11 protein-coding genes are annotated in these 13,667 nt (G+C 70.5%); 6 read left to right on the forward strand and 5 right to left on the reverse strand.

Features of this window, described 5'->3' with window-relative positions; genetic code table 11:
* Window positions 1-6 precede the first annotated feature (6 nt).
* Complete coding sequence (locus tag IT072_RS06230) at window positions 7-939, reverse strand: aldo/keto reductase (protein WP_223360090.1); 933 nt, start codon at window positions 937-939, stop codon at window positions 7-9.
* Window positions 940-1,012: 73 nt separating this feature from the next.
* Here IT072_RS06230 and IT072_RS06235 point away from each other — a divergent pair, with 73 nt between their 5' ends.
* Window positions 1,013-1,600 (forward strand): TetR/AcrR family transcriptional regulator, encoded by a 588-nt coding sequence (locus IT072_RS06235; protein WP_223360091.1) that lies wholly within the window; start codon window positions 1,013-1,015, stop codon window positions 1,598-1,600.
* Between the two features lie 32 nt (window positions 1,601-1,632).
* Here IT072_RS06235 and IT072_RS06240 read toward each other — a convergent pair whose 3' ends face one another.
* Together IT072_RS06240 and IT072_RS06245 are read right to left on the reverse strand one after the other, a co-directional pair.
* Window positions 1,633-2,400 carry a VOC family protein gene (locus IT072_RS06240; protein WP_223360092.1) on the reverse strand — a complete coding sequence of 256 codons (768 nt, stop codon included), beginning with the start codon at window positions 2,398-2,400 and terminating at the stop codon, window positions 1,633-1,635.
* Window positions 2,401-2,517: 117 nt separating this feature from the next.
* Window positions 2,518-6,348 (reverse strand): multifunctional oxoglutarate decarboxylase/oxoglutarate dehydrogenase thiamine pyrophosphate-binding subunit/dihydrolipoyllysine-residue succinyltransferase subunit, encoded by a 3,831-nt coding sequence (locus IT072_RS06245; protein ID WP_223360093.1) that lies wholly within the window; start codon window positions 6,346-6,348, stop codon window positions 2,518-2,520.
* 135 nt (window positions 6,349-6,483) lie between these two features.
* Here IT072_RS06245 and IT072_RS06250 point away from each other — a divergent pair, with 135 nt between their 5' ends.
* The 5 genes from IT072_RS06250 (at window position 6,484) to IT072_RS06270 (ending at window position 11,931) form a co-directional block, all read left to right on the forward strand.
* Window positions 6,484-7,923 (forward strand): GuaB1 family IMP dehydrogenase-related protein, encoded by a 1,440-nt coding sequence (locus IT072_RS06250; protein ID WP_223360094.1) that lies wholly within the window; start codon window positions 6,484-6,486, stop codon window positions 7,921-7,923.
* A gap of 136 nt (window positions 7,924-8,059) precedes the next feature.
* Window positions 8,060-8,722 carry a DUF3105 domain-containing protein gene (locus IT072_RS06255; RefSeq protein ID WP_223360095.1) on the forward strand — a complete coding sequence of 221 codons (663 nt, stop codon included), beginning with the start codon at window positions 8,060-8,062 and terminating at the stop codon, window positions 8,720-8,722.
* 3 nt (window positions 8,723-8,725) lie between these two features.
* Window positions 8,726-9,328, forward strand: coding sequence for a DUF305 domain-containing protein (locus IT072_RS06260; protein WP_223360096.1), 603 nt, complete (start codon window positions 8,726-8,728; stop codon window positions 9,326-9,328).
* Between the two features lie 232 nt (window positions 9,329-9,560).
* On the forward strand, window positions 9,561-10,901 hold the full coding sequence (locus IT072_RS06265; RefSeq protein ID WP_223360097.1) for a hemolysin family protein: 1,341 nt from the start codon (window positions 9,561-9,563) through the stop codon (window positions 10,899-10,901).
* Window positions 10,894-11,931, forward strand: a complete 1,038-nt coding sequence (locus IT072_RS06270) for a hemolysin family protein (protein WP_223360098.1) — start codon at window positions 10,894-10,896, stop codon at window positions 11,929-11,931. The genes IT072_RS06265 and IT072_RS06270 overlap by 8 nt, the downstream gene beginning before the upstream one ends.
* Window positions 11,932-11,934: 3 nt before the next feature.
* On the opposite strand, the gene IT072_RS06275 is transcribed toward IT072_RS06270, so the two are convergent.
* The gene (locus IT072_RS06275) at window positions 11,935-13,020 is read right to left on the reverse strand and encodes an NADH:flavin oxidoreductase/NADH oxidase (protein ID WP_223360099.1); all 1,086 of its coding nucleotides are present in this window, start codon (window positions 13,018-13,020) and stop codon (window positions 11,935-11,937) included.
* Window positions 13,021-13,028: 8 nt separating this feature from the next.
* Window positions 13,029-13,646, reverse strand: coding sequence for an HAD family hydrolase (locus tag IT072_RS06280; protein ID WP_223360100.1), 618 nt, complete (start codon window positions 13,644-13,646; stop codon window positions 13,029-13,031).
* Window positions 13,647-13,667: the final 21 nt, after the last annotated feature.

Here is a 13,667-nt window from a genome sequence, read left to right on the forward strand (position 1 = left end):
CGGAGGCTAGTCGGTCCAGCGCGGAGCCGGGTCGCCCGCGGAGGCGAAGCGTGACTCCCAGATCGCGTCCAGCTCGGCCGTGGTCGCCGGGTCGAGGTCGATCCCGCCGACGGCGACATTCTCGGCCAGGTGTGCGGCACTCGACGTCCCGGCGATGATCAGGGCGACGGGGGAGTGAGCGAGCAGCCACGCGAGTCCGATCTGCGCCGGGGTCGCTCCCAGTCGTTCGGCGGCAGCGATCACCTCGGGCTGCTCGGTGGCTTTGGGGATGCCGGGGAAGCCGGAGCCGAGCGGGAAGAACGGCACCCACGCGATCCCCTGGTCGGCGCACAGCCGCAGGAGAGGTTCGAAGCGCCGGTCGACGACCCCGTAGGCGTTCTGCACGCACACGATGCCGGCGGGGAGGGCGCGCCGCAGAACGGGCTCGTCGACCGCGCTGAGACCGATCGCGCCGACGGTGCCGGCGTCGCGCAGGGCGATGAGCGCCGCCAGCTGATCGTCGAGGTCGACCACCTGCTCGCCCTCCGCCACGATGCCGGGTCCGACGTCGAGACGACGGAGGTTCACGACGTCGAGGCGTTCGCGCCCGAGCGTGCGGAGGTTGTCCTCGACAGCCTGCCGGAGTTGCTCGGGCCGTTGGCCCGGCCGGAGCGGAATCGGGCCGCCGGGATTCTTCAGCGCGCCCACTTTCGTGACGACCACCACGTCGTCCACGGGCCGGATCGCGCGGCGGATGAGGTCGTTGGAGATGCTGTCGCCGTAGAAGTCGGCGGTGTCGATGTGGTCGATGCCGAGTTCGACCGCCCGGCGCAGAAGGCGCACGCCCGCTTCGGGGTCTGCGGTGAACCGTTCCAGCGCCATCGCGCCGTAGCCGATGCGCGCCACGGAGTGACCGGCCAGGTCCGCGGTTCCGCCCGGGCGGATGATCGTGTCGTTCATGGGGGACTTCCCTATACTCGAGAGAGAGCGGAGGAGCCTCCGCTTAGCTTCACTATACGGAGGAGCCTCCGCTTTGTCATCTCCTGAGACGACCTCGACGCGATCCCGCGCACCTCGCGCGGATGCCGCTCGCAACCGCGCCGTGCTCGTGGAGGCCGCACGGTCCGCGTTCGCGGCCGGCGGGGAGCAGGTCTCCCTCGAAGCCATCGCGCGGGCGGCCGGGGTGGGGATCGGAACCCTCTACCGCAACTTCCCGACCCGTGAGGACCTCGTCGCCGCGGTGTACGCCCAGGAACTCGACGCGGTCATCGCCGCAGCGGAGGACCACCTCGACGCCGTGCCCGCCGATGCGGCACTCCGCAGCTGGCTGGACCGCTACGCCGGGTTCGTGACGACCAAACGCGGCATGGCCGAGTCGCTGCGAGCCGGCGCACTCGCGGACGCGGCCAACACCCTCCACACCCGCGAGCGCGTGAACAGTGTGATCGCGCGCTTCCTCGAGGCGGGGGCGGCGACCGGGGCACTACGGGGCGACCTCGAGGCCGACGACGTCACGACCGCGCTCGTCGGCGTCTTCCTCGCCACGCGGAGTACCGCGGACACGGCCCAGATCGCGCGCCTGCTCGACCTGCTCGTGGACGGCCTCCGACCGCGAGCCTGACGCGGGCGCAGACGGCGGGCCGCGACGGTCGGTCAGCGCACCTGGTGGAGGAAGAAGAGCGCGCCGAGCGGGTCGGTCGCCTGCGCGAAACGGCCGAACTCGCTGTCCCACGGATCCCGCACGATCGTGCCGCCGAGTTCGGCGACCCGCTGCGAGGCGGCGTCCGCATCGGCGACGCCGAAGTACACGACCCAGTGCGATGGCACGCCGGGCGGCAGCATCCCGTCGGCGTCGTAGATCCCGCCCGCTGGCATCTCCGGGTCGCCGAACGTGGAATAGCGGAAGTCTGCCGTGTCGCCGAGCACTTGGGTCTGCCACCCGAAGACCCGCGTGTAGAAGTCGACCTGCGCGGGGTAGGCGCGCGCATAGAGCTCATGCCAGGCGATGCCGCCCACCTCCGCGACAAGCTCGAAGCCGCGGTGCTGCTCCGGTTCCCACAGCCCGACGACCGCGCCGCCGGGGTCCGCGATCACCGCGAGACGGCCCTGGTCGCCCACTTCCATCGTCGGCGCCAGCGCGTGCGCGCCGTTGTCGACGGCATCGCGCTCGGCCGCGTCGGAGTCCTCGACCAGCAGGTACGTGAGCCACGCATCGGGCTGCGCGCCCGGCATCGCGGGGCCGAGCCCGGCGACGGTGCGGCCGTCCTTGCGGAGGGTGACGTACCCGCCGTACTCCTCACCGGCCTCGTCGGCGGTCCAGCCGAACAGGGACGTGTAGAACGCGAGCGCGCGGGGGACGTCGGAGGATGCGAGGTCGACCCAACAGGGCTCGCCGAGGCGGTGGGTGGTCAGCACGGTCATGGCCACAACGTACGCCCGAGAGCGCGCCCGGCAACAGGCCCCAGGCGGCAGGGGTGCGTGAACGACGGAGGCCGGCCGCACCCGAAGGTCCGACCGGCCTCGCACACCGTCCGTGCGCTAGAGCGTCAGCGCACGCTGGATGAGCACCGACTGCTCCTGCGCGTGGCGCTTCGCCGAGCCGGCGGCCGGGGAGGCCGACGGCGGGCGGGAGACGACGCCGAGCGGGCGCGGGCCCAGCTTGGAGGTCTCCAGGATCATGTACGGCCACGCGCCCTGGTTCTCGGGCTCGTCCTGCACCCACACCAGCTCGGCGTTGGGGTAGGAGTCGACGACCGCCTTGAGTTCGGCCCCGGGCAGCGGGTAGTACTGCTCCACGCGGACGAGGGCGATCTCCGGGTTGGGATTCTTGTCGAGCTCGTTGAGGAGGTCGTAGTAGAGCTTGCCCGCCATCAGGAGCACACGCTTGACGGCGCCCTTGTCGGAGATGCGGGCGTCGTCGATGACCGGCTCGAACTTGCCGTTGGTGAAGTCCGCGACGTCACTGGTCGCACCGCGCAGCCGCAGCATCGCCTTCGGAGTGAAGACCACGAGCGGACGGCGCGGGCGGGCGTACGCCTGACGACGCAGCAGGTGGAAGTACGACGCCGGGGTCGACGGGCGGGCGACGGTCATGTTGTTCTCGGCGCACAGCTGCAGGTACCGCTCGATGCGGGCACTGGAGTGGTCCGGTCCCTGGCCCTCGTAGCCGTGCGGAAGGAGCAGGACGAGCGACGAGCGCTGACCCCACTTCTGCTCGGCCGACGAGATGAACTCGTCGATGATGATCTGCGCGCCGTTGGCGAAGTCGCCGAACTGGGCCTCCCACAGCACGAGGGCGTCCGCGCGCTCGACCGAGTAGCCGTACTCGAATCCCATCGCGGCGTACTCGCTCAGCAGCGAGTCGTAGATCCAGAACCGGGCCTGGTTGTCGCTGAGGTTCGCGAGCGGCAGCCACTCCTGGCCGTTCGAGCGGTCGTGCAGCACGGCGTGGCGCTGCACGAACGTCCCGCGGCGGGCGTCCTGGCCGGCGAGGCGCACCGGGGTGCCCTCGAGGAGCACGGAACCGAGGGCGAGCAGCTCGCCGAAACCCCAGTCCACACCGCCGTTGCGGCTCATGTCGCTGCGCTTGTTGAGCAGCTGCTGGAGCTTGGGGTGCACGGTGAAGCCCGCGGGCGGGTTGTTGAACGCGTCGCCGATGAGCTGGATGACCTGCTCCGAGACGGCGGTGCTCTCCGGCTCCCCGACATTGTCGTCGTTCTGCTGCGCGTTCGGCGCCTCGAGTCCGGCCGCGACGCCGTCGGCGGTCACGATCGGGGTCGAGTTGGTCTGCGCCGCGTGCGTCTCCATGAAGGCGCGCTCCAGGCGCTCCTGGAAGTCGCGGTGCGCCTGCTCGTACTCTTCCTCGGTGATGTCGCCGCGGCCGACGAGGGCCTCGGTGTAGAGGCGGCGCACGGAGCGCTTAGCCTCGATCAGGTTGTACATGAGCGGCTGCGTCATCGACGGGTCGTCGCCCTCGTTGTGACCGCGGCGGCGGTAGCAGATGAGGTCGATGACGACGTCGCGCTTGAACTCCTGGCGGTACTCGAACGCCACCTGGGCGACGCGGACGACGGCCTCCGGGTCGTCACCGTTCACGTGGAAGATCGGCGCCTGGATGGTCTTCGCGACGTCGGTCGAGTACACCGACGTGCGGCCCTCGCCGGGAGGGGTGGTGAAGCCGACCTGGTTGTTGATGTTGACGTGGATGGTGCCGCCGGTGCGGTAGGCGCGCAGCTGCGACATCTGCATCTGCTCGACGACGATGCCCTGGCCCGCCATCGCGGCGTCGCCGTGGATGAGGATCGGCAACGTGAGGAAGGTCCCGGCGGGTCGGCGGTCCTGCTTGGCGCGGACGATGCCCTCGAGCACGCCGTCGACGGCCTCCAGGTGTGACGGGTTCGCGGCCAGGTAGACAGCGATCTCCTCGCCGCCCGAGCCCTTGAAGGTGCCCTCGGTGCCGAGGTGGTACTTGACGTCGCCCGAGCCCTGGACCGTACGCGGATCCTGCGTGCCCTCGAACTCGCGGAAGATCTGGCCGTAGGTCTTGCCCGCGATGTTGGTCAGCACGTTGAGGCGGCCGCGGTGGGCCATGCCGATGGCGGCCTCGTCGAGCCCCGCCTCCGCCGCGCCCTGCAGGATCGTGTCGAGGAGTGCGATGGTGGACTCGCCGCCCTCGAGGCTGAACCGCTTCTGACCCACGTACTTCGTCTGCAGGAAGGTCTCGAACGCCTCCGCCTCGTTGAGCTTGCCGAGGATGCGCAGCTGCTCGTCGTGGGTCGGCTTCTCGTAGGCGCGTTCGAGCTTGTCCTGGAACCACTTGCGCTGGGCCGGGTCCTGGATGTGCATGTACTCGATGCCGACCGTCCGGCAGTACGAGTCGCGCAGCACGCCGAGGATGTCGCGCAGCTTCATCGTGCGCTTGTCGCCGAACTGGCCGGTGACGAACTCGCGGTCGAGGTCCCAGAAGGTGAGACCGTGCGTCTCGATCTCGAGGTCGGGGTGCGATCGCTGCTTGTACTCGAGCGGATCGATGTCGGCCATGAGGTGGCCGCGCACCCGGAACGAATTGATGAGCTCCTGCACCCGGGCGGTCTTGTCGACGGCGCTGGCGAGGTCGACGCTGATGTCCGGGTTCCAGCGGATCGGCGCGTACGGGATGCGCAGCTCGGCGAAGATGTCCTCGTAGAAGCTCCGCTTGCCGATGAGCAGCTCGTGCACGATCTTCAGGAACTCGCCGGAACCGGCGCCCTGGATGACGCGGTGGTCGTAGGTGCTCGTGAGCGTGATCGTCTTGCCGATCGCCAGGCTGGCGAGGGTCTTCTCGCTCGAGCCCTGGAACTCGGCCGGGTACTCGAGGGCGCCGGCGCCGATGATCGCGCCCTGCCCCTTCATCAGGCGGGGCACCGAATGCACGGTGCCGATGCCGCCCGGGTTCGTCAGGGAGATCGTGGTCCCGGCGAAGTCGCCGGCGGTCAGCTTGTTGGAGCGCGCCTTCTGCACCAGCTCTTCGTACGCGGTCAGATAGTCGCCGAAGTGCATGGTGTCGGCCCGCTTGATGCTCGGGACGAGCAGGGCACGGCTGCCGTCGGGCTTCGGGATGTCGATCGCGATGCCGAGGTTGATGTGCGCGGGGGCCACGACCGACGGCTTGCCGTCGACCTCGTCGTAGTAGACGTTCTGGCTCGGGAACTCCTTGAGGGCCTTGATCAGCGCCCAGCCGATGAGGTGGGTGAACGAGACCTTGCCGCCGCGGGCGCGCTTGAGGTGGTTGTTGATGACGATGCGGTTGTCGATCATCAGCTTCGCCGGGATGGTGCGGACGCTGGTCGCGGTCGGGACCGTGAGGGAGGCGTCCATGTTCGTGGCGAGCGACTTCGCCATGCCGCGCAGCGGAGTGACCTTGTCCTCCGCCTCCTCGCCGTCGCCGACGACGGCGTTGGGGGAGGTGACGGGGGCGTCGGCCGGAACGGGCGCGGGCTTCGGCGCCACCGACGTGGTGCGTGCGACGGGCTGGCTGCCGATCACGGGGATCGGTGTGGTCATGGGATGGGCGTCGGACGGGGTCGTCGGCTCGGACGGTGCGGGGACGGCGGGCTCGGCCGGGCTCGGGGCGGTCGGCTCGCTCGGGGTCGGCGCGACCGGTTCGGAGGGGGTCGGTGCGGGGGTCTCGTCGGGGGAGGGGATCGAAGCCTCGCCGTCGCCCTCCGCGACCGAGGGCCGGTAGCTCTCGAGGATCGGCCACCAGGACTTGTCGACCGAGTTCCTGTCCTTGACGAACTGTTCGTACAGCTCGTCGACGAGCCATTCGTTGGCTCCGAACTCGCCCGACGATCCGTCGTCGGTTCCCACTCCGGTCAATTGGCTCGACACAGCCGATCGCCCACTCTCTCCATTGATTTCGTCCGTCCGGGCGGCTTGTGGCCACCCGCTTCCATCCGAGCATCAAGCCTAATCCCATCGGCGCATCCGTGCAGTCGCCCAGCCGGGGGCGATACCGTTATTCCCATGCAGTTCTATGGAACGACGCCACGCCACGACCTCACCTACTCCGACGTCTTCCTCGTCCCCTCCCGATCGGACGTGACGAGCCGGCTCGACGTCTCGCTGGCGCCGGGCGACGGCACCGGGGCGACCATCCCGATCGTGTCGGCGAACATGAACTCGGTGACCGGCAAGCGTCTCGCCGCGACGCTCGCCCGGCGCGGCGGTCTCGGGGTGCTCCCGCAGGACATGCACCTGCAGGACCTCGACGAGGCGATCCGCTGGGTGAAGGCCCAGCCGGTCGCGTTCGACACCCCGTATCCGGCCGCCCCGGAGGAGACCGTCGCAGACGTGCTCCGCCGCATCCCCGCCGTCGAGGGGCACGGCATCGTCGTGCACGACCAGTCGGGGGAGTTCCTCGGCTGCCTCGCCGCCGTGCAGCTCGGCTCGGCGCTTCCCGACGCGCGGATCGGCGACCTGCTCCACGGCACCCTGACCTCCCTCGACGCCGAGGACCTCGCCGACGGCCGCTCCGCGTTCGCGGTGATGGACGCCGCCGGCCTCGAGTTCGCCCCGGTCCTGGACCACGGCCGCCTCGTGGGCACCCTGAGCAAGAAGAGCGCCTTGCGCTCCACCATCTACACGCCCGCCGTCGACGCTTCCGGCCGGTTGCGCGTCGCCGCCGCCGTCGGCATCAACGGCGATGTCGCGGGCAAGGCGAAGGCGCTCGCCGCCGCCGGTGTCGACGTGCTCGTCATCGACACCGCCCACGGCGACCAGGACGGCATGCGTCGTGCCCTGCACACCGTCAAGGGACTCGGCCTCGGGCTGCCCATCGTCGCCGGCAACGTCGTCACCGAGCAGGCCGTTCGCGATCTCGTCGCCGCGGGGGCGGACATCCTGAAGGTCGGTGTGGGCCCCGGCGCCATGTGCACCACGCGCATGATGACCGCGGTCGGCCGCCCGCAGTTCTCCGCCGTGCTCGAGACGAGCGAGACGGCACGCGAGCTCGGCGCCCACGTGTGGGCCGACGGCGGCGTGCGCTACCCGCGCGATGTCGCGCTCGCCCTCGCCGCGGGAGGTGCCTCGGTCATGATCGGCTCCTGGTTCGCCGGGACCATCGAAGCCCCGGGCGCGCTCGACCGCGATGCGAACGGCGCCCTCTACAAGGAGAGCTGGGGGATGGCGAGCACCAAGGCGGTCAACGGCCGCTTCGAGCGCCTCGACGCCTACGAGCTCGCGCGCAAGACCCTCTTCGCCGAAGGCATCTCGAGCTCCCGCATCTACCTCGACCCCCTGCGCCCGTCGGTCGAGGACCTCCTCGACATGATCACCACGGGCGTCCGCAGCTCCTTCACCTACGCGGGCGCCCGCAGCGTCGAGGAGTTCCATGAGCGCGCCCTGGTCGGTATCCAGTCGGCCGCCGGCTACGAGGAGGGCAAGGCGCTGCCGGTCAGCTGGTAGGCGAGGTCGGAGCGGGCGCGGCTGGCAAGACGCTGTGAGCGCCGGCCCGGCGGAATGTCGGTCGCCCGGCTGCGGGTTGCCCCTGATGACCCCACCCCCGTCGGAGCGCCGCTCCACGTCGAAATGAGGCCCACCCGTGACCCCATCCCCGTCCGCCCCGAACCGCAAGCAGAAGCAGGCAGAGGCCCGCGCGGCCAAGCTGGAGCAGTTCAAGAAGGAGCAGGCGCGCCGCAAGCGCAACCGCTGGATCGGGATCGGGTCGGCCGTCGTCGGTGCGGTCGCCGTCGCCGCGCTCATCACCACGATCATCGTGACCGCGCCCAAGGCGGCCACCTACGAGGCCGGCGGCAAGAGCATCTCCATCGAGGGAGTGAAGACGTTCGACAACACGGCGGGTCACGTGACCGGAGCCGTCGACTACCCGCAGAACCCGCCGGCCGGTGGTGAGCACAACCCGATGTGGCTCAACTGCGGCGTCTACACCCAGCCGGTGCCGAACGAGAACGCCGTCCACTCGCTCGAGCACGGCGCGATCTGGGTGACCTATTCGCCCGACCTCTCGACGGAGCAGCTCGACCTGCTGAAGACCAAGCTGCCGCGCACGTACGCGGTGCTGTCGCCGTACGACGGCCTCCCGGCCCCGATCGTGCTGAGCGGATGGAACGTCCAGCTCCAGGTGCAGGAGGCGGACGACCCGCGTATCGCGAAGTTCTTCGAGGCGTACTGGCAGAGCTCGTCCGTGCCGGAGCCGGGCGCGTCCTGCACGGGCGCGTACGACGCTCCCGGCAAGGTCTCCTAGCCGATGAGCCGCGCGCCGGGACGGGCGTGGCCGATCGCGCTCGCGGGTCTGGTGGTCGTCGCGGTCGTGGCGGTGCTCGCCTTCTCCGCGGGGCGGTTGAGCGTCGGTGCGCCCCGGACTCCGGGGACGACCAGCGCCGAGGCCGGATTCGCCCGCGACATGCAGGAGCACCATCAGCAGGGCGTCGAGCTGGCGATGATCGTGCGCGACCGCACCGGCGACCCCGAGACGCGCCTCCTCGCGTACGACATCGCGACGGCGCAGAGCCAGCAGGCCGGACAGCTCTACGGCTGGCTGACGGGCTGGCGACTGCCGCAGGCCGCGTCCGAGCCGTCGATGACCTGGATGACGCGGCCGGCGACGGTCGGGGCCACCGCAGGGTCCCACGAGCACGACAGCGGCGCGCACCGACCCGGGGAGCCGATGCCGGGACTCGCGACGCCCGAGCAGCTCGCGCAGCTCCGCGCCGCGACCGGCGTCGATGCCGAGCGGCTCTTCCTCACGCTGATGATCGCCCACCACCGCGGCTCGCGCGCAGCGAGGACGCGACGGTGCGGACATTCGCCCAGGGCGTGGTCGCGAGTCAGACATCCGAGATCGAGCTGATGGAGTCGATGCTCGCGGCGCGGGCCTAGGAGCCGGCGGCGCACAAGGGTTCCGGTCGCCTCAGCCGGCAGCACTGCGGGAGCACTACGCCCGGCTAAGGGGAACGCTGGGAATCCGCCCCGGATCCGCCCCGGTCCGCGCGGATCCCGTCGGTATACTTGCCGGGAAATGGACGACCCTCCCTCTTGTAGCCCATTCCAGTTCCCGAATCCGCCGTCACGGCGCGAGCGGGGTGACCACCGTGCTCACTGAGTGGCTCCTGCTCGGCGTCGGATTGCTGCTGACCATCGGCACCGGCCTCTTCGTCGCGAGTGAGTTCGCGCTGGTGAACCTCGACCGCGGTGACCTCGAAGCGCGGCGCGCCCGCGGCGAGTCCCGCCTCGGCATGACGATCGCGGCGCTGAAGATCACCTCGACGCACCTTTCCAGTGCGCAGCTCGGCATCACACTGACGACGCTGCTGACCGGCTACACGATGGAGCCGGCGATCAGCTCGCTCCTGCGCGGGCCCCTACTCGCGCTCGGGCTCCCCGGTGCAGCGGTGACGCCGATCGCGACGATCGTGGCCATCCTGGTCGCGACGCTGCTCTCGATGATCCTCGGCGAGCTGGTGCCCAAGAACTTCGCACTCGCGCTCCCGCTCGCCACGGCGAAGCTCGTCATCCCGTTCCAGACGGTGTTCACGACCGTGTTCCGCCCCTTCATCGCGCTCCTGAACGGCACGGCGAACGGCTTCCTCCGCCTGCTCGGCATCGAGCCGAAGGAGGAGCTCTCCGGCGCCCGCACGGCCGAGGAACTGTCCTCCCTGGTGCGCCGCTCGGCGAGTGCCGGCGTGCTGGAGGCCGACACCGCGACTCTCCTCAGCCGCACCCTCGCGTTCTCCACCCGCACCGCCTCCGACGTGATGACGCCGCGCCCCCGGATAGAGACCGTGCGCCGCACCGATCCGGCCCAGGCGGTCATCGGGCTGGCGAGGACATCGGGCTTCTCGCGCTTCCCGGTGGTGGACGAAGACGTCGACGACGTCGTCGGGTTCGTGCACGTCAAGCAGGCGGTCGCGGTGCCGCGAGAGCGACGCGCCAAAGTGCCCGTCTCGGCTCTGCAGACCGACGCGCTCCGTGTTCCCGAGACCATGAGCCTCGAGACGCTCCTCGGCGAGCTGCGAGGCCGCGGCTACCAGATGGCCGTCGTCGTCGACGAATACGGCGGAACCTCCGGGATCGCCACCCTCGAGGACCTCGTGGAGGAGATCGTGGGCGAGGTCGCCGACGAGCACGACCGCACCCGCGCGGGCGTCGTACGCGGCCGCGGCTCCATCACCTTCCCCGGCATCCTGCGCCCCGACGAGCTCGAGGAACGCGCGGGTGTGACCGTCCCCGAGGAGGGCCCGTACGAGACCGTCGCCGGGTTCGTCATGAACGAGCTCGGCCGTCTGCCGAAGGTGGGCGACGAGGTGGCGATCGAGGGCGGGACGCTGCGCGTCGAGCGCCTGGAGGGGCGGCGCGTCGACCGCATCCGGTACACGCCGGACCCGGCCCCCGCCCCGGGCGGAGAGGGGGCTCGCCATGAGTGACTGGGTGGGAATCCTCTGGCTGGTGATCCTGCTGCTGGTCAACGCCTTCTTCGTCGGCGCCGAGTTCGCCGTCATCTCCGCGCGCCGCTCGCAGATCGAGCCGCTGGCCGAGCGCGGAAAGCGCAGTGCCAAGACCGCGCTCTACGCCATGGAGCACGCGACGCTCATGCTCGCGACCACACAGCTCGGCATCACGGTCTGCTCGCTGCTCATCCTGAACGTGTCCGAGCCGGCCATCCACCACCTGCTGGAGGTGCCCCTCCACGCGACCGGATGGTCGGAGGAGGTCATCGGCACCGTCGCGTTCATCGTGACGCTGGTGCTCGTGTCGTTCCTGCACGTGGTGTTCGGCGAGATGGTGCCGAAGAACATCTCGTTCTCGATGCCCGACCGCGCCGCGCTGCTCCTCGCCCCGCCGCTGGTCGCCGTCGGCCGGGCCGTGCGCCCGATCATCGTCGCCCTGAACGCGACGGCGAACGGCGTGCTGCGCCTCTTCCGCGTCGAGCCTAAGGACGAGGCGGCGAGCACCTTCACGCTCGACGAGGTCGCGACGATCGTGAGCCAGTCGACGCGCGAGGGCGTCCTCATGGACCGCACCGGCGCGCTCACCGCGGCGTTCGAGTTCACCGAGAAGAAGGTGCGCGACGTCATGGTGCTGCCGGAGACGCTGGTCTCCCTGCCCGCGTCGCCCACCCCGGCCGATGTCGAGCGCGCCGTGACCAAGCACGGCTTCTCGCGCTACGTGGTCCCGGACGCCGACGGCGAGCCCACCGGCTACCTGCACCTCAAGGACGTGCTCGACCTCGAGGAGACCGGCTTCGAGCTCCCCGTGCCCGCCAAGCGGGTACGCCGGCTCGTCACGGTCTTCATCGACAGCGATCTGGAGGACGCCCTCGCGACGATGCGCCGCTCGGGCAGCCACCTGGCCCGCGTCGTCGACGCCGAGGGCGAGACGGCCGGGGTGCTGTTCCTCGAAGACATCATCGAGGAGCTCGTCGGCGAAGTGCAGGACGCGACACGGAGGTCGTAGACCTCAGCGCCGCCACTGCGCGCGCAGGTACTGCGCGGGCCAGTAGTCGATGTCCACGCCGAGCTCGTGCGCGGCCCGCAGAGGGAAATGCGGGTCGCGCAGGATCTCGCGGGCGAGCATGACCGCGTCCGCGGCGCCGCTCTCGACGATGTCCGCCGCCTGCTGCGGCGTGGTGATGAGACCGACCGCGCTCACGTCCACCTCGGCGGAGGCGCGGACGTGCTCGGCGAACGGGACCTGGTAGCCCGGGCCGAGGGGGATTCGGATGCCGGTCTGGATGCCACCGGAGGAGATGTCGAAGAAGTCGGCCCCGGCCTCCTGCGCCCAGCCGGCGACGGTCGCGGTCTGCTGTTCGTCCCAGCCTCCCGGCGTCCAGTCGCTACCGGAGAAACGGACGAACAGGGGGACGCCGTCGCCCACCTCCTCGCGCACCGCGGCGACGATGCGCAGCAGCAGCCGGGCGCGATTCTCGAGGGAGCCGCCGTACTCGTCCTCACGGTGGTTGGCGAGCGGGGAGAGGAACTGGTGGAGGAGGTAGCCGTGCGCGGCGTGCAGCTCCAGGATGCGGAAGCCGGCGTCGACGGCGCGGCGCGCGCCGGCGCGGAAATCGTCCACGATCTTCTCGATGCCGGCGAGGTCGAGGGCGCCCGGCACGTCCAGGTCGCCGAAGGCCTCGGCGGAGGGGGCCACCGTCGGCCAGCCGCCCTCGGCGACGGGGACGGACCCCGTGCGGTCCTCGAAGCCCCAGGCGGGCCAGCTCGACGCCTTGCGGCCGGCGTGGGCGAGCTGGATGCCGGGAACGGCCCCCTGCGATGCGACGAAGTCGACGATCGGGCGCCAGGCGCCCGCCTGCTCGTCCGTCCAGATGCCGGTGTCGCGCGGCGAGATGCGGCCTTCGGGACTGACAGCAGTCGCCTCCGTGAAGACGATGCCGCTGCCGCCGGCGGCGATCGAGCCGAGATGCACGAGGTGCCACTGCTGCGGGACGCCCGAGTGGTCGAGCACCGAGTATTGGCACATCGGGGACGTCCACAGGCGGTTGCGGGCGGTCACGCCGCGCACGGTGAAGGGATCGAAGAGAGAAGTCATCGTCTGTACTAAGCCGCCAGGGTCTCGAGATATGCCCGGAGATCCGCCGCCGTCGTGAAGACGTGGCCGGCGATGCCGACCGCCTCCGCGCCGCGCACATTCTCCTCCTTGTTGTCGATGAAGACCGCCTGCTCGGCCGTCACATCGAGGGCCTCCAGCACGTGCCGGAAGATCGCCGCGTCGGGCTTGATCGTCCCGAGCTCGCCGCTGACGAACACCTGCTCGAACAGGTCGCCGAGCGTCCCGTGGCGGAAGTAGGAGCCGAAGTCGCGCCCCGCGTTCGAGAGAAGCGCCAGTCGCGTGCCGCCCGCCCGGAGGTCGAGCAGCACCTCGAGCGTGCCGGGGTCGATGGTGAGCCAGCTGCGGAAATCGGCCAGCCACAGCCGGTGCACCCGCTCGTCCTCCCACTGCTCGCCGAGCTCGCGTTCGATGCCGCGCCAGTACTGCTGGATTCCGAGGGTGCCCTGGTCGAGATCGTGCCGGTGCCGCCAGTACGCGGGCCAGAAGACCTCGCCGTCGCCGCCGGCCAGCTCCACCAGGGCGGCGCGGTCCTCCTCCGACGGTGTGACCGAGATGACCTCGCCGTAGTCGAAGACGACGACCCTGCCGGGGATGTGGATGCCCATGACTTCAACCTATCGCGGGAG

The organism is Leifsonia sp. ZF2019, from assembly GCF_019924635.1.
Taxonomy (GTDB): Bacteria; Actinomycetota; Actinomycetes; order Actinomycetales; family Microbacteriaceae; genus Leifsonia.